This window comes from Mesorhizobium sp. WSM3879 (assembly GCF_002294915.1).
GTDB lineage: Bacteria > Pseudomonadota > Alphaproteobacteria > Rhizobiales > Rhizobiaceae > Mesorhizobium.
The window spans coordinates 108,931-129,408 of sequence record NZ_NSFZ01000013.1 but is presented as its reverse complement, the minus strand read 5'-3'; the positions used below and the strand labels follow the sequence as shown (position 1 = coordinate 129,408).

General features: G+C 63.4%; 19 protein-coding genes and 1 riboswitch. Of the genes, 12 read left to right on the top strand and 7 right to left on the bottom strand.

Annotated elements, in window-relative coordinates:
* Window positions 1-88 precede the first annotated feature (88 nt).
* From CK218_RS24745 to CK218_RS24735, 3 genes are all read left to right on the top strand, one after another.
* A complete protein-coding gene (locus CK218_RS24745; protein WP_066996863.1) occupies window positions 89-820 on the top strand; it encodes a LuxR family transcriptional regulator in 732 nt (243 codons plus the stop codon).
* Between the two features lie 276 nt (window positions 821-1,096).
* The gene (locus CK218_RS24740; protein ID WP_095829197.1) at window positions 1,097-1,735 is read left to right on the top strand and encodes an acyl-homoserine-lactone synthase; all 639 of its coding nucleotides are present in this window, start codon (window positions 1,097-1,099) and stop codon (window positions 1,733-1,735) included.
* Between the two features lie 10 nt (window positions 1,736-1,745).
* Window positions 1,746-2,492, top strand: a complete 747-nt coding sequence (locus tag CK218_RS24735; protein ID WP_095829196.1) for an enoyl-CoA hydratase-related protein — start codon at window positions 1,746-1,748, stop codon at window positions 2,490-2,492.
* 86 nt (window positions 2,493-2,578) lie between these two features.
* Here the strand turns inward: CK218_RS24735 and ppk2 are convergent, their stop codons facing one another.
* A complete protein-coding gene (gene ppk2, locus CK218_RS24730; protein ID WP_095829195.1) occupies window positions 2,579-3,484 on the bottom strand; it encodes a polyphosphate kinase 2 in 906 nt (301 codons plus the stop codon).
* A gap of 185 nt (window positions 3,485-3,669) precedes the next feature.
* Between ppk2 and CK218_RS24725 the strand changes: the two genes are divergently transcribed.
* The 3 genes from CK218_RS24725 (at window position 3,670) to CK218_RS24715 (ending at window position 6,899) form a co-directional block, all read left to right on the top strand.
* Window positions 3,670-4,935 (top strand): ATP-binding protein, encoded by a 1,266-nt coding sequence (locus tag CK218_RS24725; RefSeq protein WP_095829194.1) that lies wholly within the window; start codon window positions 3,670-3,672, stop codon window positions 4,933-4,935.
* A 108-nt stretch (window positions 4,936-5,043) separates the two neighbouring features.
* On the top strand, window positions 5,044-5,769 hold the full coding sequence (phoU, locus tag CK218_RS24720; RefSeq protein ID WP_095782918.1) for a phosphate signaling complex protein PhoU: 726 nt from the start codon (window positions 5,044-5,046) through the stop codon (window positions 5,767-5,769).
* Window positions 5,770-5,888: 119 nt separating this feature from the next.
* On the top strand, window positions 5,889-6,899 hold the full coding sequence (locus CK218_RS24715; RefSeq protein WP_066996754.1) for a magnesium and cobalt transport protein CorA: 1,011 nt from the start codon (window positions 5,889-5,891) through the stop codon (window positions 6,897-6,899).
* A 109-nt stretch (window positions 6,900-7,008) separates the two neighbouring features.
* Here CK218_RS24715 and CK218_RS24710 read toward each other — a convergent pair whose 3' ends face one another.
* Window positions 7,009-7,527: a GcrA family cell cycle regulator gene (locus tag CK218_RS24710; RefSeq protein WP_066996757.1), complete on the bottom strand. Its 519-nt coding sequence runs from the start codon at window positions 7,525-7,527 to the stop codon at window positions 7,009-7,011.
* 357 nt (window positions 7,528-7,884) lie between these two features.
* Here CK218_RS24710 and CK218_RS24705 point away from each other — a divergent pair, with 357 nt between their 5' ends.
* From CK218_RS24705 to CK218_RS24695, 3 genes are all read left to right on the top strand, one after another.
* Window positions 7,885-9,084, top strand: a complete 1,200-nt coding sequence (locus CK218_RS24705; protein ID WP_095829193.1) for an aspartate aminotransferase family protein — start codon at window positions 7,885-7,887, stop codon at window positions 9,082-9,084.
* Between the two features lie 15 nt (window positions 9,085-9,099).
* The gene (argF, locus tag CK218_RS24700; RefSeq protein WP_066996763.1) at window positions 9,100-10,011 is read left to right on the top strand and encodes an ornithine carbamoyltransferase; all 912 of its coding nucleotides are present in this window, start codon (window positions 9,100-9,102) and stop codon (window positions 10,009-10,011) included.
* Window positions 10,012-10,119: 108 nt separating this feature from the next.
* Entirely contained in the window at window positions 10,120-11,151 is a 1,032-nt protein-coding gene (locus CK218_RS24695; protein ID WP_095829192.1) for an Hsp33 family molecular chaperone, read from the top strand.
* A 52-nt stretch (window positions 11,152-11,203) separates the two neighbouring features.
* Here the strand turns inward: CK218_RS24695 and apaG are convergent, their stop codons facing one another.
* The gene (gene apaG / locus CK218_RS24690) at window positions 11,204-11,596 is read right to left on the bottom strand and encodes a Co2+/Mg2+ efflux protein ApaG (protein ID WP_066996767.1); all 393 of its coding nucleotides are present in this window, start codon (window positions 11,594-11,596) and stop codon (window positions 11,204-11,206) included.
* A 218-nt stretch (window positions 11,597-11,814) separates the two neighbouring features.
* On the opposite strand from apaG, the gene CK218_RS24685 reads away from it, so the two are divergent.
* Window positions 11,815-12,960: a ceramide glucosyltransferase gene (locus tag CK218_RS24685; protein WP_095829191.1), complete on the top strand. Its 1,146-nt coding sequence runs from the start codon at window positions 11,815-11,817 to the stop codon at window positions 12,958-12,960.
* A 41-nt stretch (window positions 12,961-13,001) separates the two neighbouring features.
* Here CK218_RS24685 and CK218_RS24680 read toward each other — a convergent pair whose 3' ends face one another.
* Window positions 13,002-14,192, bottom strand: coding sequence for an O-succinylhomoserine sulfhydrylase (locus CK218_RS24680; RefSeq protein ID WP_095829190.1), 1,191 nt, complete (start codon window positions 14,190-14,192; stop codon window positions 13,002-13,004).
* A gap of 56 nt (window positions 14,193-14,248) precedes the next feature.
* Window positions 14,249-14,326, bottom strand: a riboswitch (SAM riboswitch).
* Between the two features lie 135 nt (window positions 14,327-14,461).
* On the opposite strand from CK218_RS24680, the gene CK218_RS24675 reads away from it, so the two are divergent.
* Complete coding sequence (locus CK218_RS24675; RefSeq protein WP_095829189.1) at window positions 14,462-15,556, top strand: 2'-deoxycytidine 5'-triphosphate deaminase; 1,095 nt, start codon at window positions 14,462-14,464, stop codon at window positions 15,554-15,556.
* Window positions 15,557-15,638: 82 nt separating this feature from the next.
* Window positions 15,639-16,406: an ABC transporter substrate-binding protein gene (locus CK218_RS24670; protein WP_095829220.1), complete on the top strand. Its 768-nt coding sequence runs from the start codon at window positions 15,639-15,641 to the stop codon at window positions 16,404-16,406.
* Window positions 16,407-16,455: 49 nt separating this feature from the next.
* Here CK218_RS24670 and araD1 read toward each other — a convergent pair whose 3' ends face one another.
* The 3 genes from araD1 to mmsA form a co-directional block, all read right to left on the bottom strand.
* Entirely contained in the window at window positions 16,456-17,445 is a 990-nt protein-coding gene (araD1, locus tag CK218_RS24665) for an AraD1 family protein (protein WP_095829188.1), read from the bottom strand.
* 208 nt (window positions 17,446-17,653) lie between these two features.
* A complete protein-coding gene (mmsB, locus tag CK218_RS24660; protein ID WP_066996778.1) occupies window positions 17,654-18,946 on the bottom strand; it encodes a multiple monosaccharide ABC transporter permease in 1,293 nt (430 codons plus the stop codon).
* The gene (mmsA, locus tag CK218_RS24655) at window positions 18,943-20,478 is read right to left on the bottom strand and encodes a multiple monosaccharide ABC transporter ATP-binding protein (RefSeq protein ID WP_095829187.1); all 1,536 of its coding nucleotides are present in this window, start codon (window positions 20,476-20,478) and stop codon (window positions 18,943-18,945) included. Before mmsA ends, mmsB begins: the two co-directional genes overlap by 4 nt.

Genomic DNA, 20,478 nt, shown 5'->3' with positions numbered 1-20,478 from the left:
AACTTGTGGTCCGGGGTTGATGGCGAAGGGTGGTTCGGGCATCTACTATCGGTACGAAAAGCAGAAGCAACATGGGGTAGATGTTGCGATGAGCATGTTCGATAGAACTCTGGAATACATCGACCAATTACAGCACGCCAACACTGCTGCGGCAGTGTGCGAGCGGCTGCTCGGCGTCACCTCGAGTTTCGGGCTGACGGCGCTGATGGCCGGAACGGTCCCGCAACCCGGCACGCCGCGCGGCCAGCAGAAGGACCATGTGCTGCTCTGCGACTGGCCGGGCGAGTGGCTGGAGCGCTATGTGGCGCGCAACTATGTCGACCATGATCCGGTCGTCAGCCACATGAAGCAATTGCAGGCCCCGTTCCAGTGGCGGGAGGCTTCCCAGGCCATCGTCATCGACAAGAGCAGCGACGAGGTCATGGGCGACGCCCGCGAGTTCAAGCTGCGCGACGGCCTCGCCTTCCCGCTGGTCACGCTCGACGGCCAGATCGTCATGGTCTCGCTGGGTGGCGAGTCCGTTGAACTGTCGGACGTCGAATTCGGAATGGTCTCGCTGGTGTCCACCTACGCCATCGGCCGCGCCATGCAGCTTCACACGATGGCCGGCAAGGTCGTCGACCACATCGAACTCACACCGCGTGAGCGCGAATGCCTGCAATGGGCAGCTGTCGGAAAGTCCGAGTGGGAAATTTCGCAGATTCTCGGCATTTCGGAGCATACCTCCGAGAAACACCTTCTCAACGCGAAGAGCAAACTGGGCGCCGCTAACCGTGTGCAGGCAGTCGCCGAGGCGATCAGGCGTGGCTATATTAGCTAAATCGGCCGTGCTGGCCCAGAAACGGTCCCATGCGCATTCGCGTAATATTTTAAGCAAGGGCGAGCGGTGTCCTTGTCTTAAGAGAGGGCTAATACTTTCTTAACGCCAAAGCAAACTGGGCGTCGCCAACCGCGTGCAGGCGGTCGCGGAGGCAGTTAGGCGCGGCTATATTGGCGGGGTCGGTCGGTGCCGACCTAAAAATTATTGCCTACGCGATCGCGTAATATTTTCCGGAGAGCCCGGCCGTATCTTCCTCTCAAGCCCAGGAGACGGCTAATGCTTTTTTCCCTCACAACTCAGGAATTGATGGAGCGCCCCGATCTGTGGGAAGCGGTTCACCGCCTGCGCTACAAGATCTTCGTCGAGGAGATGGGCTGGACCGATCTCGACCGCCCGGACGGCCTCGAGATCGACCAATTCGATCATGACGAGGCCGAGCATCACCTCGTCATCCGCAACGGCGAGCTAGCCGGCTATCAGCGTATGCTGCCGACGACGCGGCCGCATCTACTGACCGATGTGCTAACGGACCTCTATGAGGGGACGCCCCCCTCGGGGCCGCGAGTCTGGGAGCTGACCCGCTATGCGGTGGCGGCGGGCTTCCGTGACGGCAAGCGCGGCGTCTCTACGGTCGGCACCGAACTGATCGCAGGTTTCGTCGAATGGGGCCTCAAGCGCAACGTCAACCAGGTCATCATCGAGTTCGAACCGATGTGGGTGCTGCGCGCGCTGCAGCTGCACTTCCTGGCGACGCCGCTCGGTTACCAGCGCACCTATGGCAACCAGCAGGTGGTGGCGACGCTGCTCACCTTTTCCGAGCATACGCTGGAGGTGGTGCGCCAGCGCCGCAACCACTTCCCGCCGGTGCTGATGAGAGGCTATCCCGGCCAGCTCGGCCTCAGACAGGCTTCGTGAGGAGGTTGTCATGAGCTTCCACCCCGAACCTGAGCTGCGCGGCCACACGCTGGTCGTCACCGTGTCCTCGCATGACGGCCGGCCGGTGCTGGACAGGCACGCCTATGCGAGCCTCGCCAGGACCTTCCACGAGGCCGCCGTCAACGACGAGATTCGCGTGGTCGTGCTGCGCGGCCTCGCCGGCTGCTTTTGCCTCGGCGGCGATTTCTCGGAGTTCCTCGACGCCGCCAAGCACCAGCAGCTGATTGCCGCCGTCACCGATATGTTTCGCAGGCTTGCGACCTTTCCCAAGCCGGTCCTTGCCTGCGTGGACGGGGACGCCGTCGGCGTCGGCTGCACCATCCTGTTCCACTGCGACATGGTGATTGCTTCCAGGGGCAGCACGTTCAGGGTGCCGTTCGTCGATTTCGGCCTGGTGCCGGACGCGGCGACCAGCATCCTGGCGCCCCAGAAGCTCGGCTATGCCGGCGCCTTCCGCTTCTTCTGCCTGGGCGACACGCTGGGCGTCGACGACGCCAAGGCGCTCGGCCTTGTCGGCGAGATTGTGGAAGGCAGCGCCGAGGAAATGGCCTTGGCGCGGGCAAGGCAGCTCGCCAAGAAGCCGGTTGCCGCGCTGTTGCAGACCCGCGGCCTGCTCAAGGGGGATACGGACGTTCTGTGCGACCGCATCGACCATGAGATATCGCTGTTCCAGCAAGCGCTGCAGGACGACGCCACGCTGAAGCGTTTGCAGCGGATCGCCCGCCTCGCGGCGTGACACCTTGGTGGAAAGTCTCAGCGCCGCGTACCCGAGAAGGTGCGCGGCGCTGTAATGTTGGCCGCCGGCCGCGGGCACGGTGCAAGCTATTTCTCCAGGAACGACGGGCCTTCGCCGATGATCTTCTTGTCGGGCTTGCCGACGGCGTCGAGGTCGCGGCCATCATAGGGTAAGGACAGAAGGATACGCTGGATCACCGCAAGCCGCGCACGGCGCTTGTCGTTGGCGCGCACGATGATCCAGGGCGCGAACTCCTTGTGAGTGCGCTCGAACATCAGGTCGCGCGCCTTGGTGTAGTCGTCCCATTTGCTGATGCCGGCGATGTCGATCGGCGAGAATTTCCAGTTCTTCAATGGCGACCAGCGGCGGTCATGGAACCGTTCGAGCTGCGTCTCGCGGCCGATGTTCAGCCAGAATTTGAAGAAGTGGATACCCTCGTTGCAGATCATGCGCTCGAAATGCGGCGTCTCGTCGAGGAATGTCTCGTGCTGCTCCGGGGTGCAGAATCCCATCACCGGCTCGACGCCGGCGCGGTTGTACCAGGAGCGGTCGAAGGTGACGAACTCGCCGGAGGTCGGGAAATGGTCGACATAGCGCTGATAGTACCATTGGCCATGCTCCGTCGGCGTCGGCTTGGTCAGCGCCACGTTGCGCGCCGTGCGCGGGTTCATGTACTGCCGCAGGACGAAGATCGTGCCGCCCTTGCCGGCCGCGTCGCGCCCCTCGAACAGCGCCAACACCCGTTTGCCGGTCGCCTGCAGCCAGGCCTGCGCCTTGACCAATTCGATCTGCAGCCGCTCGAGTTCCTCGTCGTACTCTTCACCCTTCATCTTCTTGTCGTAGGGATAGCCGCTGGCGGTCAGCTTGTTGTCCTCGATCCAGTCCGGCAGCACCGGGTTGTCGATGTCGAACTCGCGTTCCTTACCGCCTATCCTCATCTTGATCGGTCCTGCGGCAGGCGCCGCGTCGGCATTTCCCTCGGCTTTTTTCATCGGGACGAACCTTTTCAGCTTGCGGACTCGTGCTATGGGAGCCTCTGAGGCGTTGCGTCCGACCGGACGCTCGGTAGCACTTTGATTTTGCGCATGAACGTTCGAGAAAATCGATTCCGATTTTTGGGGGTCATGCGCGGGTCCAGTCGGCTGATCTTTCACCGACGGGAGATACGAGGCAGCGCATGGTCGATAAGGGCGCAGACCAGAAAGGCGCAACGCAGGCAGCCATAGCCCGGCTGCGGCGCAGCCGCTGGTCGCTGGCCGCGGCCCTGGTCGCGGTCCTCGGCGTCTATGGTTTCGGCGGCCTTTCGATCTTTGTGCCTCTCCTGGCCGTGGCGTTGCTGGTCGCGGCCGCAATGCTGCCGACCGCCGCCGAGCGCCAGTCAGCCGGCGGGACTGCCGCCATCGAAGTCGGCGGGTTGCAGCGGCTGTCCGGCGAATATCTGGCCGCCGCCGTTGCCGATCCGCTGATCATCTTCGACCGGACCGCCACTATCGTCCACGCCAACGCGGCCGCCTTTGCCGCCTTCGGTGGGCTGGCCCCCGGCATGTCGCTGTCGCTCAAATTCCGCGCGCCGGAAATGCAGGCTTTGCTTGACGGGATCGTCTCGGGAACTATGGCGTCCGATGTCGTCGACTACACGGAAAAGCTGCCGGTCGAGCGCACATACCGGGTGAGCGCGTCCTCGGTCGGCCATGGCACCGATCTTTACGTGCTGGTGTTCAAGGATCAGAGCGAGGCGCGCCGCATCGACCGCATGCGCGCCGACTTCATCGCCAATGCCAGCCATGAGCTGCGCACCCCGCTCGCCTCGATCGCCGGCTTCATCGAGACGTTGCGCGGGCCTGCCCGCAACGACGCGGCGGCGCGCGACCAGTTCCTGCAGATCATGCAGAACCAGACGGGCCGCATGGCGCGCCTGATCGACGACCTGTTGTCGCTGTCGCGGCTGGAGATGAAGCCCTATCTGCGGCCGGGAACCGAAGTCGACCTTCGACAGACCATCGACAGCGTCATCGACTCGCTCGCGCCGCTGGCCAACGAGAACGGCATCGCCATCGAGCGGGACTTCATCGATGGGCCGATTTCCGTGCCGGGCGACCGCGACGAGCTCTTCCAGGTTTTCGAGAACCTGCTGGAGAATGCCTGCAAATACGGCCAGTCGGGCGGGCGTGTCACCGTGTCGATAGCACACGCCGAGGACGGCCACGACCCAGGCATCGACGTGACCATAAGGGACTATGGTCCAGGCATTGCCGAGGAACACATCCCCCGCATCACGGAGCGCTTCTACCGCGTCGACGTGGAAAACAGCCGGACCCAGAAAGGCACCGGCCTTGGCCTTTCGATCGTCAAGCATATATTGACACGTCATAACGCAAGGCTGTCGATCAAGTCGGAAGTCGGCAAGGGCGCGGCGTTCACGGTTCATTTGCCGGCTCAATGATCCTATATTGGTTGGCAACCGGCATTTTCTTTTTTCTGTCATCCGGCTCGCGTATCAGCGGCAGATTGAGGGAACGCACCAGCCGGCAGAAACCGGGAAGGCATATCGATGCAGTCCGTCCACATTGTCAGTGCCTATGACGAAGAACTGAAATTCCTGTCGAAGCGCATCGCCGCCATGGGCGGGCATGCCGAGCGCATGGTCGAGCAGGCTGTCGCCGCCCTCGTGAACGCCGATCCGGGCTTGGCACAGAAAGTCATCCAGGACGATCTCGTCCTCGACGAGGGGCAGCGCGAGATCGACGACAAGGCGATCGTCATCATCGCCAGGCGTCAGCCGATGGCGACGGACCTGCGCGAGATCGTCGGCGCCATCCGCATCTCGGCCGACATCGAGCGCGTCGGCGATCTCGGCAAGAACGTCGCCAAGCGCGTCGCGGCGGTCATTGACGGCCGCCAGCCGAGCAGCCTCTTCCGCGGCTTGAAGGCGCTAGCCGATCTGGCGCTGACGCAGCTTAAGGAAGTGCTCGACGTCTATGCCTCGCGCTCGGTCGAGAAGATCGGCTTCGTGCGCGACCGCGACGACCAGATCGACGCCATGTACACTTCGCTGTTCCGCGAACTTCTGACCTATATGATGGAAGATCCGCGCAACATCACGCCCTGCACCCACTTGCTGTTCTGCGCCAAGAACATCGAGCGGATCGGCGACCACGCCACCAACATCGCCGAAACCATCTATTACATCGTCACCGGCGACCAGATGCCGGCCGAGCGGCCGAAGGGCGACAAGACCGACCAGGTGGTGTTGCCTGGCCCACTATCGGCCGGGTGACGCGGTATCGGCGACCCAAGATCGAGCAAGTGAAGGGCGGCCACTCGAATGGCTCCCCAATTTAGGCTAAGCTCCTCCAGGTGCAGCGATTTTGTCAGTCGCGTCTCGGGAGGTTTGCGATGGAGCAAGTTCGAAACCTGACCCCGGCCCTGCAGCCGACATCCGGCATTGTTGCGTCCAGCGTCTATTCCGCCGGCAAGCGCGTCGCTGACATTACGATCGAAGAGGCCGGCATATGGGCGGCAAAGCCCGGCCACGTCGTCTGGATCGGCCTGCTCGAGCCGGACCGCAACCTGCTGCTTAGGGTGCAGGCGCAGTTCCACCTGCATGATCTGGCGATCGAAGACGCCGAACATCCGCATCAGCGGCCGAAAATCGAACAGTATGGCGATGCCTTGTTCATCGTCGCCCGCACAGCGCAACTGATCGATGGCCGGGTCACCTTCGGCGAGACGCATCTCTTCGTCGGCACCGGCTATATCGTCAGCGTCAGGCATGGCCCGTCCACCTCCTACGCCGCGGTGCGCCAGCACTGGGAAAGCTGCCCGTCCTCGCTCGCCAAGGGCGAGGATTTCGTCCTCTATGCCATTCTCGACTTCATCGTCGACAACTACATGCCTGTGCTCGAGCAGATCGAGGACGAGGTCGAGCAGATCGAGGACAAGGTGCTGCTGAAGCCGATGAGCGGTGGCGATATCGAGCGGCTCTACATGCTGCGCCGCGATCTGCTCAGGCTGCGCAACGCGGCGCTGCCGCTGGTCGAGGTCTGCCGCCGGCTGACCAGCGCCGAGCTGCCGCAGATCCATGCCGCCATGCATCCGCTGTTCCGTGACGTCACCGACCACATCCGCACCGTGCAGGAAAAGATCGACAGCCTGCGCGAGGTGCTCGCCTTCGCCTTCGAGGCAAGCCTTCTGGTCGGACAGAGCCAGGAAACGGCGATCTCCAAGAAGCTGGCCTCATGGGCGGCCATCCTGGCGGTGCCGACGGCCTTCGCCGGCATTTACGGCATGAATTTCGACGACATGCCTGAACTGAAGATGGAATACGGCTACCCGACCGTCCTGGCCGCCATCGCGCTGATCTGCGCGTTTCTGTATTGGCGGTTCAGGAAGAATGGGTGGCTGTGAAATAGCGAATAGCGAATGGCGATAAAGAAGCTTGTGCCGGACGCGAATACCGATGTTATTCCTATTTCGTTCGCTATTCGCTATTCGCTATTCGCTATTCGCTATTCGCTTAGCGGCTTCTGCGCCTTTCCGCCGCCGGCTGGAACGCCACCCTTGCATGGTATTTGCAGTACGGCCCGGTTTCGCCAGCGTCGTTGCCGCAGAAGCTGAAGTCTTCCGACAGCGGATCGCCGTTGGGCCATTTGCAGGTGCGCTCGGTCAGCTCGACGAGCTGCAGGTTGCGCGAGATTGGCACGACAACGTTCTCGACCGGGCGGATATAGTGGCGCGCCACCGGCTCTGCCTCGAACTGCACCTGCAGAGCGGTGGCGCCGATGGAAGCCGTCACATGACGGGCAGCGCTAGCGGCACGAGCCACGGACTTCTGCATAGAGGCGCCCTGCGTGGCCTTCTTCTGCCGTGCCGGCGCCGCGGTCGCGCGGCCGCGGCCCGACAGTTTCAGGCGATGCACCTTGCCGATGACGGCATTGCGGCTCACACCGCCGAGCTGCGCGGCGATCTGGCTGGCGCTGAGACCCTCCGACCACAATTTCCTGAGAAGTTCGACCCGCTCGTCAGTCCAGTTCATGAGACCGCGCTCCTGCTGAGGCGTGCGGCGGTCAGAATCCTTTCCCGAGCCGGCTCTCGCCGGGCAAACGACACCACATGTACCGGGTGATTAGATCCGCCGCACGAAATCTAGTTATTTCTCGACTACAATTACCTTATGCGCTGACTCGGTGACAAGAGTCCCCAGGGCAACACCGATTCGGTTTTTACGGTTTTCCCCAACTTGCCCAACCGCTGATGGGCCGGCGTGGCGCTGGAGCCTTGCCGCGCGCTTCTGCGCGACCTTTTCGTTGACTTCATGGCCGAAAAACATGATAAGCCGCAAAGGCCGCCGCATTGGCGGCTTTTTTGATTTCCGGTTCCGGAGACGCATATAATGAGCGGTTCGGCGCTTTACGAGACTTTTGCTCGCGCACCCCTGGCCTTCGACCGCGGGGAGGGGACCTGGCTGGTCACCGACAAGGGCGAGCGATATCTCGACTTCGCCGGCGGCATCGCCGTGAACTCGCTGGGCCACAGCCATCCGCATCTGGTCGCGGCGCTCACCGGGCAGGCGGCCAAGCTGTGGCACGTCTCCAATCTCTACGAGATCCCGGAGCAGCGCCGGCTGGGCGAAAGGCTGGTCGATGCAACCTTCGCCGACAAGGTGTTCTTCACCAATTCGGGCGCCGAGGCGCTGGAATGCGCCATCAAGTCGGCCAGGCGCTATCAGTTCGTCAAAGGCCATCCGGAGCGTTTCCGCATCATCACTTTCGAGGGTGCCTTCCACGGCCGCACGCTGGCGACGATCGCAGCCGGCGGTCAGTACAAATATCTCGAGGGTTTCGGTCCGAAGGTCGAGGGTTTCGACCAGGTCGCGTTCGACGATATCGACGCCGCGGAGAAGGCGATCACACCGGAAACCGCGGCTATCCTGATCGAACCCGTGCAGGGCGAGGGCGGCATCCGCCCGGTGCCTACGCAGTCGTTGAAGCGGCTTCGGCAGCTCTGTGACCGGCACGGCCTGCTTCTGATCTTCGACGAGGTCCAGTGCGGCATCGGGCGCACCGGCAAGCTGTTCGCGCATGAGTGGGCGGGCGTCACGCCTGACCTGATGGCGATCGCCAAGGGTATCGGCGGCGGTTTTCCGATGGGTGCCTGCCTCGCAACCGACGAAGCGGCGGCCGGCATGACGGCCGGCGTGCACGGCACCACTTTCGGCGGCAATCCGCTGGCGATGGCGGTGGGCAATGCCGTGCTCGACGTCGTGCTGGCCGACGGCTTCCTCGAGGACGTTCAGCGCAAGGCGTTGCTGCTGAAGCAGGGACTGGCGGCGGTCGGCGACGAATTTCCCGAGGTCATCGAAGGCATCCGGGGAACCGGCCTGATGCTTGGGCTGAAATGTGCCATGCCCAACGCCAAGGTTAACATGGCGCTGCGCGACCAGCACTTGCTTGCGGTGCCGGCGGGCGACAACGTCATTCGGCTTTTGCCGCCGCTCACCGTCACCGACGAGGAGATCGGCGAGGCGCTGAAGCGCATTCGGTCGGGCGCCAAGGGCCTGACCGACGCGATCGCGGCCGAAGCCGCGAAGTAGTTTTGGAATCTGCCGATGAGCGTTCGTCACTTCACCGATCTGTCCGCCGTTTCCGCAGGCGATCTGCGCATCATGCTGGACGACGCGATGGCGCGAAAGACCAGGCTCAAGGCCGGCGAGCGTTCGAAGCCGCTCGACGGCAAGGTGCTGGCGATGATCTTCGACAAGCCTTCGACGCGCACGCGCGTTTCCTTCGACGTCGGCATGCGCCAGCTCGGCGGCGAGACCATCATGCTGACCGGCACCGAGATGCAGCTCGGCCGTTCAGAAACCATCGCCGACACCGCCAAGGTGCTGTCGCGCTATGTCGATGCCATTATGATCCGCACCACCTCGCATGACCGGTTGCTGGAACTCACCGAAAACGCGACCGTGCCCGTGATCAATGGGCTGACCGACGATACCCATCCCTGCCAGCTGATGGCCGACATCATGACCTATGAGGAGCATCGCGGTCCGGTGGCAGGCAAGACTTTTGCCTGGACAGGTGACGGCAACAATGTGTTGCACTCGCTTCTGGAAGCCTCGGCGCGGTTCCGCTTCAATCTCAATGTCGCCGTGCCGGAGGGCAGCGAGCCGTTCGAGAAATATGTCGACTGGGCGAAGGCCAATGGCGGCAAGGTGAGGTTTGCCGGCTCGGCCGAAGAGGCCGTCGACCAGGCCGATTGCGTCGTCACCGACAGCTGGGTGTCGATGGGCCAGGAGCATCGCGCCCGCGGCCATAACGTCTTCCTGCCCTACCAGGTCAACGCCGCGCTGATGGCCAGGGCGAAGTCCGACGCGCTTTTCATGCACTGCCTGCCTGCGCATCGCGGCGAGGAGGTCACCGACGAGGTGATCGACGGACCGCATTCGGTGGTCTTCGACGAGGCCGAGAACCGGCTGCACGCCCAGAAGGCGGTGCTGGCCTGGTGCCTGGGCGCTTGACCGGGGTCGACTTGATCCGCGCCAACTTGATCCGGGGATATGTGATGCCTATTTGCGGGCCATCACTGAAATCGAACGCGCTTCGACCCATGCCGCCTGGAAAGCGGGATGGACGCGCCCCGGAGTTTTGTCATGCTGGAAACGCTTTCCTTGGCTGAGCATCAACCCAAACTCGGCGAATTCGGCTTCGCCGGCGACGACCATGTCGTGCCTTACGAAGTAGCGCCCTTGGATGTGCGCGGCCGCACGGTGCAGCTCGGGCCGATGCTCGACGCCATTCTTAGCCGCCACGATTATCCCGAGCCGGTCGCGCGCCTGCTGGCGGAGGCCTGCGTGCTCACCGTGCTGCTCGGCACGTCGCTGAAATTCGAGGGCAAGTTCATCCTGCAGACCCGCACCGACGGACCGGTCGACATGCTGGTGGCGGACTTCACCACGCCGCATTCGTTGCGCGCCTATGCGCGCTTCGACGCCGACCGGCTGCAGGCGCTGATTGCCTCGGGCGGGATCTCGCAGGAGAAGCTGCTCGGCACCGGGGTCCTGGCCCTGACCATCGATCAGGGCGCGCACACGCAGCGCTATCAGGGCATCGTCCAGCTCGACGGCACATCGCTGGAAGAAGCCGCGCGCATCTATTTCCGCCAGTCGGAGCAGATCCCGACCGATCTGAGGATGTCGGTTGCAAAGCTCGTGACCCCGGGCCCGGGCGGGGCTCGCGAGCAATGGCGCGCCGGCGGCATCCTGGCGCAGTTCCTGCCGCAGGCGCCCGAACGCATGCGCGTGCCCGACATTTCGGGCGGGGATGGCGATCCACGAGACGTGACGCACGAACCGGCCGACAATTCCTGGCGGGAACTCTTGGCGCTGCTCGGCACCATCGAGCCGACCGAGCTCATCGATCCGACGGTGGGCGCCGAGCGGCTGCTCTATCGCCTGTTCCACGAGCACGGCGTGCGCGTCTTCCGCGGTGTGCCGGTTGCCGACCAGTGCTCCTGCTCGCGCGACAAAATCCGAGGCATTCTCGAAGGCTTCTCGGCCGAGGAGATCAAGGACTCGACCGAGGACGGCGGCATCCATGTCGCTTGCGAGTTCTGCTCGACGCAGTACGACTTCGATCCGGCGGAGTTTGCGGCGGAGTGAGAAAGCTCCGGTTCCTCGCCCCCGCTTTGCGGAGGCGGGGAACTCGAGTTCTTTAATTCACCGTCCTTTTCGTCCCCGGCATATCGAGCGAGAAAGCCGGAATGGCGACGTCGAACGTTTCGCCGCGGCCGTTGCGCATCGTGTAGTGGCCGACCATGATGCCGGATGGCGTCGAGAGCGGGCATCCCGACGTGTACTGATAGCTGTCGCCGGGGTTGAGCTCCGGCTGGTCGCCGACCACGCCCTCGCCGCGCACCTCTTCGACTCGGCCACGCCCGTCGGTGATGTGCCAGTAGCGCGACAGAAGCTGCACGAACTCGTCCGACCGGTTGTCGATCGTCACCTGGTAGCCCCATACATAGCGGTTTTCGGACGGATCGGAACGGTCCTCCAGATAGAACGGCCTGACCTGCACTTCGATGTTGCGCGTCACGGCGCGATACATGAGCCACTCCGGTGCCGCAGGAAACATTTTGTCGCGCTTCGCGGTTCTACCTCCGCGGCGTCGCCAGCCTGCCGGCTTTTCCACCGCACCTGCCGACAAACAATGTCATTTAAGTGACACATGACAATGTTGGTGTGCACAAACCGTGCGGGCGACTCGGGCGCTCTGTCGAGTGATGAAACGGCCGCGGGCGGCCTTTCCGGAGTGACCAGATCTCGATGGAACTGACCCTCGCAGCCGTCTTTGCCTCCTCGGCCCTTCTTTTTTGCAACCTTGCCAGCATCCTGCTCGCATCGTCGCGGCTGAAGCCCAGGCGGATCATTCCTCCGCCTTCCAGCAAACAGCCGCCTGTCTCGATCGTCGTGCCGTCGCGCGGTGTGGAGCCGTTCACGCAGGAGACGCTCGACCGCGCCTTCTCGCTCGATTGGCCGCGCTACGAACTGATCTTCTGCGTCGCGCACGGCGAAGATCCCGTGGTCAAGCTGATCAACGCCGCCATCGCGAGATTTCCGAATGTTCCGGCGCGGCTCCTCGTCGGCGATGACAGGATCAGCGCCAATCCCAAGCTAAACAACTGCATCAAGGGCTGGCGGGCGGCGCGGCACGACTGGGTGATCCTGGCCGACTCCAACGTCCTGATGCCCAAGGACTATGTCCAGCATCTGATGGCGGCCTGGCGGCCGGACACCGGCCTCGTCTGCTCGACGCCGATCGGCTCGCGGCCGGACGGTTTCTGGGCCGAGGTCGAATGCGCCTTCCTCAACACGCTGCAGGCGCGCTGGCAATATGCCGGCGAAGCGCTCGGCCTTGGCTTCGCCCAGGGCAAGAGCATGCTGTGGAACAAGCCGATGCTGGATGCAAATGGCGGCATCCAGGCTTTGGCCGCCGAGATCGCCGAGGACGCGGCGGCGACCAAGCTGGTCAACAGCCTTGGCCTTCGGGTCAATCTCGTAGCCGCGCCCTTCGAGCAACCGCTCGGCCAGCGCACGCTCGCCGAAATCTGGTCGCGCCAGGCGCGCTGGGCGCGGCTGCGCCGCGTCACCTTCCCATTGTTCTTCGCGCCGGAAATCCTGACCGGTGTGGTCGCGCCGCTGCTTATGGCGCTGATTGCGGCGGCAAGCGCCGGTGTCAGCCTGCCCACGACCGCGCTCTGCGTGCTGGCGATCGCCTATGTGCCCGAATGCATGCTCGCCTGGTCCAAGGGCTGGTATCTGTCGCCGCGCAGCGTCACCGCGATGATCGTGCGCGACGCGATGCTTCCCGCCATCTGGGCGCGCGGCTGGCTTGGCGGAGCCGTCGAATGGCGTGGCAACGCAATGACAATCCGCAACAACGGGATGACTGAACTCGAAGAGATTGCTTGAGCCGGCTGCGGCTCAAGCGCGCTCTTTGCAGCCGTGGCGGTTCATTCCTTCGCCGCCTTGAGCGCCTGTTCGATGTCGGCGAGCAGGTCGTCGGTATCCTCCAGCCCGACGGAGAGCCTGAGCGTGCCTGGTCCGATGCCAAGCTCGGCGCGGGCCTCGTCAGTGAGGTTTTTGTGCGTCGTCGTCGCCGGATGCGTGATCAGGCTCTTTGCGTCGCCGAGGTTGTTCGAGATCAGCACGATGTCGAGCGCGTTCTGCAAGGCGAAGGCCGCCTGCTTGCCGCCCTTGACGTCAAGGCAGATCAGCGTCGAGCCGCCCGACATCTGCTTCCTGACGATATCCGCCTGGGGATGGTCGGCCCGGCCCGGATAGATGACGCGGGCGATCTCCGGCCGGCCAGCCAGGAAGTCCGCGATCTTGCCGGCGCTTTCGGTCTGCTGGCGCACGCGCAGCGGGAGCGTCTCGAGGCCTTTCAGCAGCGTCCATGCGTTGAATGGGGACAGGCTCGGGCCGGTGTGCCGGAAATAGTCGTGCAGGTTCTCGTCGATCCACTTCTTGTCCGACAGGATGACGCCGCCGAGGCAGCGGCCTTGTCCGTCGATATGCTTGGTCGCCGAGTAGACCACGATATGGGCGCCGAGCTGCAGCGGCTTCTGCTGCAGCGGCGTGGCAAAGACGTTGTCGACGATCACGCGCGCGCCGATCGAATTGGCTAAAGCGGCGACAGCGGCGATATCGACCACTTCCAGCGTCGGGTTGGTCGGGCTTTCCAGGAAGAACAGCTTGGTGTTCGGCCTGACCGCTTTTTCCCAATTGGCAATGTCGGTGCCGTCGATCAGCGTCGCCTCGATGCCATAGCGCGGCGCCAGCGTCTCGACCACCCAGCGGCAGGAGCCGAACAGCGCCCGCGCCGCAACGATGTGATCGCCGGCCTTGACGCTGCAGAGCAGGGCGGCGGACACGGCGGCCATGCCGGAAGCGGTGGCGCGTGCGTCTTCGGCGCCTTCCAGCGCGCACATGCGCTTCTCGAACATATCGACGGTCGGGTTGGCGTAGCGCGAATAGATGAAGCCGGGTTCCTCCCCCTTGAAGCGGGCTTCCGCTGCCTGGGCCGTCTCGTAGACATAGCCCTGGGTGAGATACATCGCTTCGGCGGTCTCGCCGAAGCCGGAACGCAGCGTCCCGCCATGCACGAGTGCCGTCTGAGGTTTCCAGTTACGCGTCTTGGTCATTGCCCTACTTCCAAACACAAAAAAACCGGCCGCGACGTCGCAACCGGTCCATACGGCCTTGCGGCCCGACGGTCCTTTAGCGACTTGTTTAACGTGGCTGCAAGCCGACCGGCCAAATCACCACGGGATAACGACCCTTTAGACCCGCACCGCGCTTGCGTCAATTGCCGGCTTGATTAAGAGGTTTGTACCAGGCAGCTTCCGCAAAAGTATCCTGCGGTTTTGCGACAGGAAACTGCGACGATAATGACATCGCCCGGAGCCAGACATTGCGGCAGACAGGCATTCTTCCAGATCAGGACATCGCGGCGCTCTTCCAGTCGGGCGCGCTGAAGTCGCCGCGCGCGCTCGACACCAACCAGATCCAGCCGGCCAGCCTCGATCTCAGACTTAGCGACAAGGCCTTTCGCGTGCGGGCTTCCTTCCTGCCCGGTCCCGATCATCTGGTGGCCGACAAGCTGGACCGGCTGAAGCTGCATGAGATCAACCTCGCCGAGGGTGCGGTGCTGGAGACGGGCTGCGTCTACATCGTGCCGCTGCAGGAAAGCCTGGCGCTGCCGGCGGAAGTCTCGGCTTCGGCCAACCCGAAGAGCTCGACCGGACGGCTCGACATTTTCACGCGTGTCATGACCGACCGCGGCCATGAATTCGATAAGATCGTCGCCGGCTATCATGGCCCGCTCTACCTCGAGGTCAGCCCGCGCACCTTCCCGATCGTCGTGCGCGCCGGCTCGCGCCTGTCGCAGATCCGCTTCCGCACCGGCAACGCCGTGCTGTCGGAGAATGAGTTGCGTGACCTCCATCACGCCGAGATGCTGGTTGCGACCGAGCCGCCCAACATCTCCGGCGGCGGCATTGCGCTCTCTATCGATCTCGACGGCGACAAGGACGGCCTGGTCGGCTATCGTGGCAAGCACCACACCGGCCTCGTCGACGTCGACAAGCGCGCCGCTCAGTATGTGGTCGACTTCTGGGAACCGCTCTACAAGAGCGGGGCCGGCGAGCTCGTGCTCGACCCGGACGAGTTCTACATCCTGGTCTCTCGCGAAGCCGTGCACGTGCCGCCGCTCTATGCCGCCGAGATGACGCCTTTCGATCCGCTGGTCGGCGAGTTCCGTGTCCACTATGCCGGCTTTTTCGACCCGGGCTTCGGCCATTCCGCCGCCGGCGGCAGCGGCAGTCGCGCGGTGCTTGAAGTGCGCAGCCACGAGGTGCCGTTCATCCTCGACCACGGCCAGATCGTCGGTCGCCTCGTCTACGAGCATATGCTGAAGCGCCCGCTGGCGCTATACGGCACCGATCTCGGCTCGAACTACCAGGCGCAGGGCCTGAAACTGTCCAAGCATTTCCGCGCCGCGCGCTGATCGCCAAGCTGTGCTTGCCCGGCCTGGCGCGCCGTGCTTGGCTGCGTCCGACCATGTAGCAACTGAACCCAAGGGGATGAAAATGCAGATATCCAGATGGATCCTGTCGGCTGCGGCCGCCGCCATGCTGGCGCTCGGCGTCGGTTCGGTAGACGCGGCCGAAAAGATCAAGATCGGCACCGAGGGCGCCTATCCGCCCTTCAACACCATCACGCCGGACGGCAAGGTCGAAGGCTTCGACATCGACATCGCCAATGCGCTCTGCGCGCAGATGAAGGTCGAATGCGAGATCGTCACCCAGGATTGGGATGGCATCATTCCGGCCCTGCAGGCCAAGAAATTCGACGCCATCATCGCCTCGATGAGCATCACCGAGGAACGCAAGAAGCAGGTCGCCTTCACCCATAAATACTACACGACGCCGCTTGCGCTGGTCGCCCTGAAGGACGCCGACATCGCCTCGACCGAGCCGGCCTCGCTTGCCGGCAAGACGGTCGGTGCCCAGGCCTCGACCACCCAGGCCAACTACGCCCAGGACGTCTACGCCAAGGCCGGCGCCGAGGCGAAGCTCTACCCGACCCAGGAAGAGGCGGTGACCGATCTGCTCAACGGCCGTCTCGACGCCGTCATCTCGGACAAGTTCGTGCTGGTCGACTGGATGAAGAAGGCGAGCGACGACTGCTGCAAGCTGGTGGGCGACGTCAAGGGCACCGAGACCGAGGCCGGCATCGCCGTGCGCCTGGAGGACACCGCCCTGCGCGACCGCCTCAACGCGGCCATCGACGCCATCGTTGCCGACGGCACCTACAAGAAGATCCAGTCGAAGTATTTCGATTTCGATATTTATTGAGGTTGAAGCTGCCAATCTCCCCCCTCGTGGGGGAGATCACGCTCTAACCTTACAGCGCCTTCACCGCCACCTTCACCGGCTTCTCGATCGCGAGCGGGTTGCGCAACGGCAGGCCGAAATCCTTGGCCTCGATCTCGAACGTGTCGCCTTCCTCGGTCCTGACGCCGTCTGCGAACGAGAGTGTGGCGGTGCCGAACATGTGCACATGCACGTCGCCCGGCTGGCGGAAGGCCGAATATTTGAAGTGGTGATGCTCGAGATTGGCGATGGTGTGCGACATGTTCGCCTCGCCGGACAGGAACGGCTTTTCCCAAAGCACTTTGCCGTCGCGCCAGATTCGTGAAGAGCCCCTGATGTGGGCGGGCAGCTCGCCGATCAGGATTTCCGGTCCGAACGAGGCGTTGCGCAGCTTGGAATGGGCGAGGAACAGATAGTTCACGCGCTCGGTCACATGGTCGGAAAACTCGTTGGACAGCGTGAAGCCGACGCGGAACGGCGCGCCGTCGTCGCCGATGACATAGATGCCGGCGATCTCCGGCTCCTCGCCGGCGTCTTGCGCGAAGGCCGGCGACATCAGCGCGGCACCGGGCGCCACCGCCATCGTGCCGTTGCCCTTGTAGAACCATTCCGGCTGCACGCCGATCTCGCCCTTTGCCGGCTTGCCGCCCTCCAGCCCCATGCGGAACATCTTCATGGAATCGGTGAGTTGCTCCTCGCCGTCGCGGAGCTTCTTGTGCATGGAATCGCGTGTCGCGGCGGAGCCGAGATGTGTAAGCCCGGTGCCGGTAAGGTGGAGATGCGCGGGGTCGGGATGGTTGATTGGCGATACCAGGCGTCCCTTCTTGTAGACGGCGTCGAGGTCGACCGTCTCGCCATAGCCCTTGCGCTCGATCAGCGCCTCGAGCCCGGTCCCGGTGCGGGCTGCCTCCATCGCCAGCGAATAGACGCTGCGCGCGCCGTTGATGATCCGGGTCTTGCCGCCGCTGCGGGCAACGACGCGGATCGTCTCGGCGTCATCGAGGATCTGGGAAATCAGCATGATGAACCCTCTCTCTTTTGCCTTGGCCCGGCTGCCGATTGGCAAGCCCTGACCGGCGCGGCCCGGAACCGATCCGCGCCACGGTTGAAACTCTTTGTCCGGATTGCACTCGCGAGCCTGGTCCTTCCAAGACTTCTTCGCGCCGACGGGTTGCCGGCAGCTTCGCGATCTAGAACCCGTATGCCTCCTTAGTCCTTGCCTCCGGCCTCTACGCCTTGTTCTTGTTGTAGACGTCGAAGATGACGGCACCGAGCAGCACCAGGCCTTTGACCACCTGCTGCCAGTCGACATTGACGCCCATGATCGACATGCCGTTGTTCATCACGCCCATGATGAAGCCGCCGACCACGGCGCCGATGACCTGTCCGACGCCGCCCATCGCCGAAGCGCCGCCGATGAAGACGGCGGCGATCACGTCGAGTTCGCTGCCCAGACCTGCGGCCGGGACGGCCTGGCCGAGGCGAGCGGCGATGATCAGGCCGCCGAGCGCCGACAGCACGCCCATGTTGATGAAGACGAGCAGCGTCAGCCGTTCGGTGTTGATGCCCGACAGCTGCGCCGCCTTGGCGTTGCCGCCCATCGCATAGATGCGGCGGCCGATGGTCATGCGCTTGGTGACGAAGACGAACAGCGAGATCAGCACGCCCATCACCAGAAGCACCACCGGCAGGCCCCTGTAGCTGGCGAACTGGAAGACCAGGAACAGCGCCAGCGCGCTGCCGACCAGCGTCTTGACGACGAACAGCGGGAAGGGCTCCGCCTCATAGCCATGCCGTTCGCGCTTACGCCGTGTTCTGAAGCCGAAATAGGCATAGGCGAGCACGGCGACCAGACCGAGCACGATCGTCGTCATGTGCAGCGTAAGGCCGCTGCCGACGATGGTCTTGCCGGCCGCATTCACCGTCGGCGGAATGAGCGTCAGCGGGCCGATGACGTCGGGGATGAAGCCGGAGCTCAACGCCTTGAAGCTGTCGGGAAGCGGGCCGACCGAGGAGCCGCCGCCAAGCAGTGCCTGGCAGATGCCGCGGAAGATCAGCATACCCGCCAGCGTCACGATGAAGCTCGGTATTCGGTGATAGGCGATCCAATAGCCTTGCGCCGCGCCGATAAGCGCACCGACGATCAAGCAAACGATAGAGACCACCAGCGGATTGCTGAATATCCCGAGCGGCCAGATGACCATCATCATTGCGGCAAGCGCGCCGATGAAGCCGGCGACCGATCCCACGCTGAGGTCGATATAGCCGGCGACGATCACCAGCAGCATGCCAAGCGCCATCACGATGATGAACGAGTTCTGCTGCACCAGGTTGCTGAGGTTGACCGGTTTGAACAGCGTGCCGGACGTCGTGTACTGGAAGAACAGCATGATGACGATCAGCGCGATGATCAGTCCGTATTCGCGCAGGTTCGTCGTCAGCGCCGAAACGGCGACGCGCGGACCATGCTTGACGTCTTCGGCGACGCCGCTCTGCGGCGCGGGAGCGCTTTCTGTGCTCATGAGGCTTTTTTTCCTTCTCCCCGAACGATGGCGCGCATGATCTTTTCCTGGCTGGCGTCGCCTGCCGCCATTTCGCCGACGATACGCCCTTCGTTCATGACATAGATGCGGTCGGTGATGCCGAGCAATTCCGGCATTTCCGACGAGATGACGACGATTGCCTTTCCCTCGGCGGCGAGGCGGGCGATGATCGTGTAGATTTCGTACTTGGCGCCGACGTCAATGCCGCGCGTCGGTTCGTCGAGGATCAGCACTTCCGGGTCGGCGAACAGCCATTTCGACAGCACGACCTTCTGCTGGTTGCCGCCGGAAAGATTGCCGGTCAGCTGATAGACGCTGGATGCGCGGATGTTGGTCTTCTTGCGATAGTCGTTGGCGACGCTCATCTCGCGCATGTCGTCGATGACGCCGCGGCTGGAGACGCCTCCCAAATTGGCCAGCGTCACATTGTGCTTGATGTGGTCAATGAGGTTGAGGCCAAAGGTCTTGCGGTCCTCGGTGACATAGGCGATCCGGTTCTCCACCGCCTTGCTCACCGTCGAAAGATCGAGAGGCTTACCCCTGAGCAGGACCTCGCCGCTGATATGCCGGCCATAGGAACGGCCGAACAGGCTCATCGCGAATTCGGTGCGGCCGGCGCCCATCAGCCCGGCAATGCCGACCACCTCGCCCTTGCGCACGTTGAGGTTGACGTTCTTGATCACCTGCCGCTCGGCGTGGATCGGATGGTACACCGACCAGTTTTTCACTTCGAAAATAACCTCGCCGATCTGGGGCTCGCGCGGCGGGTAGCGGTCGTCGAGCGAGCGGCCGACCATCGAAGTGATGATCCGGTCCTCGCTGATGTCCTTCCTGGGCAGGGTCTCGATGGTACGCCCGTCGCGGATCACCGTCACCTTGTCGGCGACGCGGTTCACCTCGTTGAGCTTGTGCGAGATCAGGATCGAGGTCATGCCCTGGCGCTTGAACTCGAGCAGGAGATCGAGCAGCGCCTGGCTGTCCTTTTCGCTGAGCGAGGCGGTCGGCTCGTCAAGGATCAGCAGCTTCACTTCCTTGCTGAGCGCCTTGGCGATCTCGACCAGTTGCTGCTTGCCGACGCCGATATTGGTGATCAGCGTCTTGGGATCTTCCTTCAAGCCGACTTTGTCGAGCAGGGCCTTGGTGCGCTTCTCGTTGGCGTTCCAGTCGATGACGCCGTAGCTGGCGTGCTCGTTGCCCAGGAAGATGTTTTCCGCGATCGACAGCATCGGCACCAGGGCAAGTTCCTGGTGGATGATGACGATGCCGATATGCTCGCTATCATGGATACCCTTGAAGTGGCATTCCTGGCCGCGAAAGACGATCTCGCCTTCATAGGTACCGGTCGGGTAGACGCCCGACAGCACCTTCATCAGCGTCGATTTGCCGGCGCCGTTCTCGCCGACGATGGCGTGGATCTCTCCTTCCTCGACGCTGAGGTTCACGTTCGACAGCGCCTTCACGCCGGGGAACGTCTTGGTGATGTCGCGCATCTCCAAAATCGTCGAGCTCAT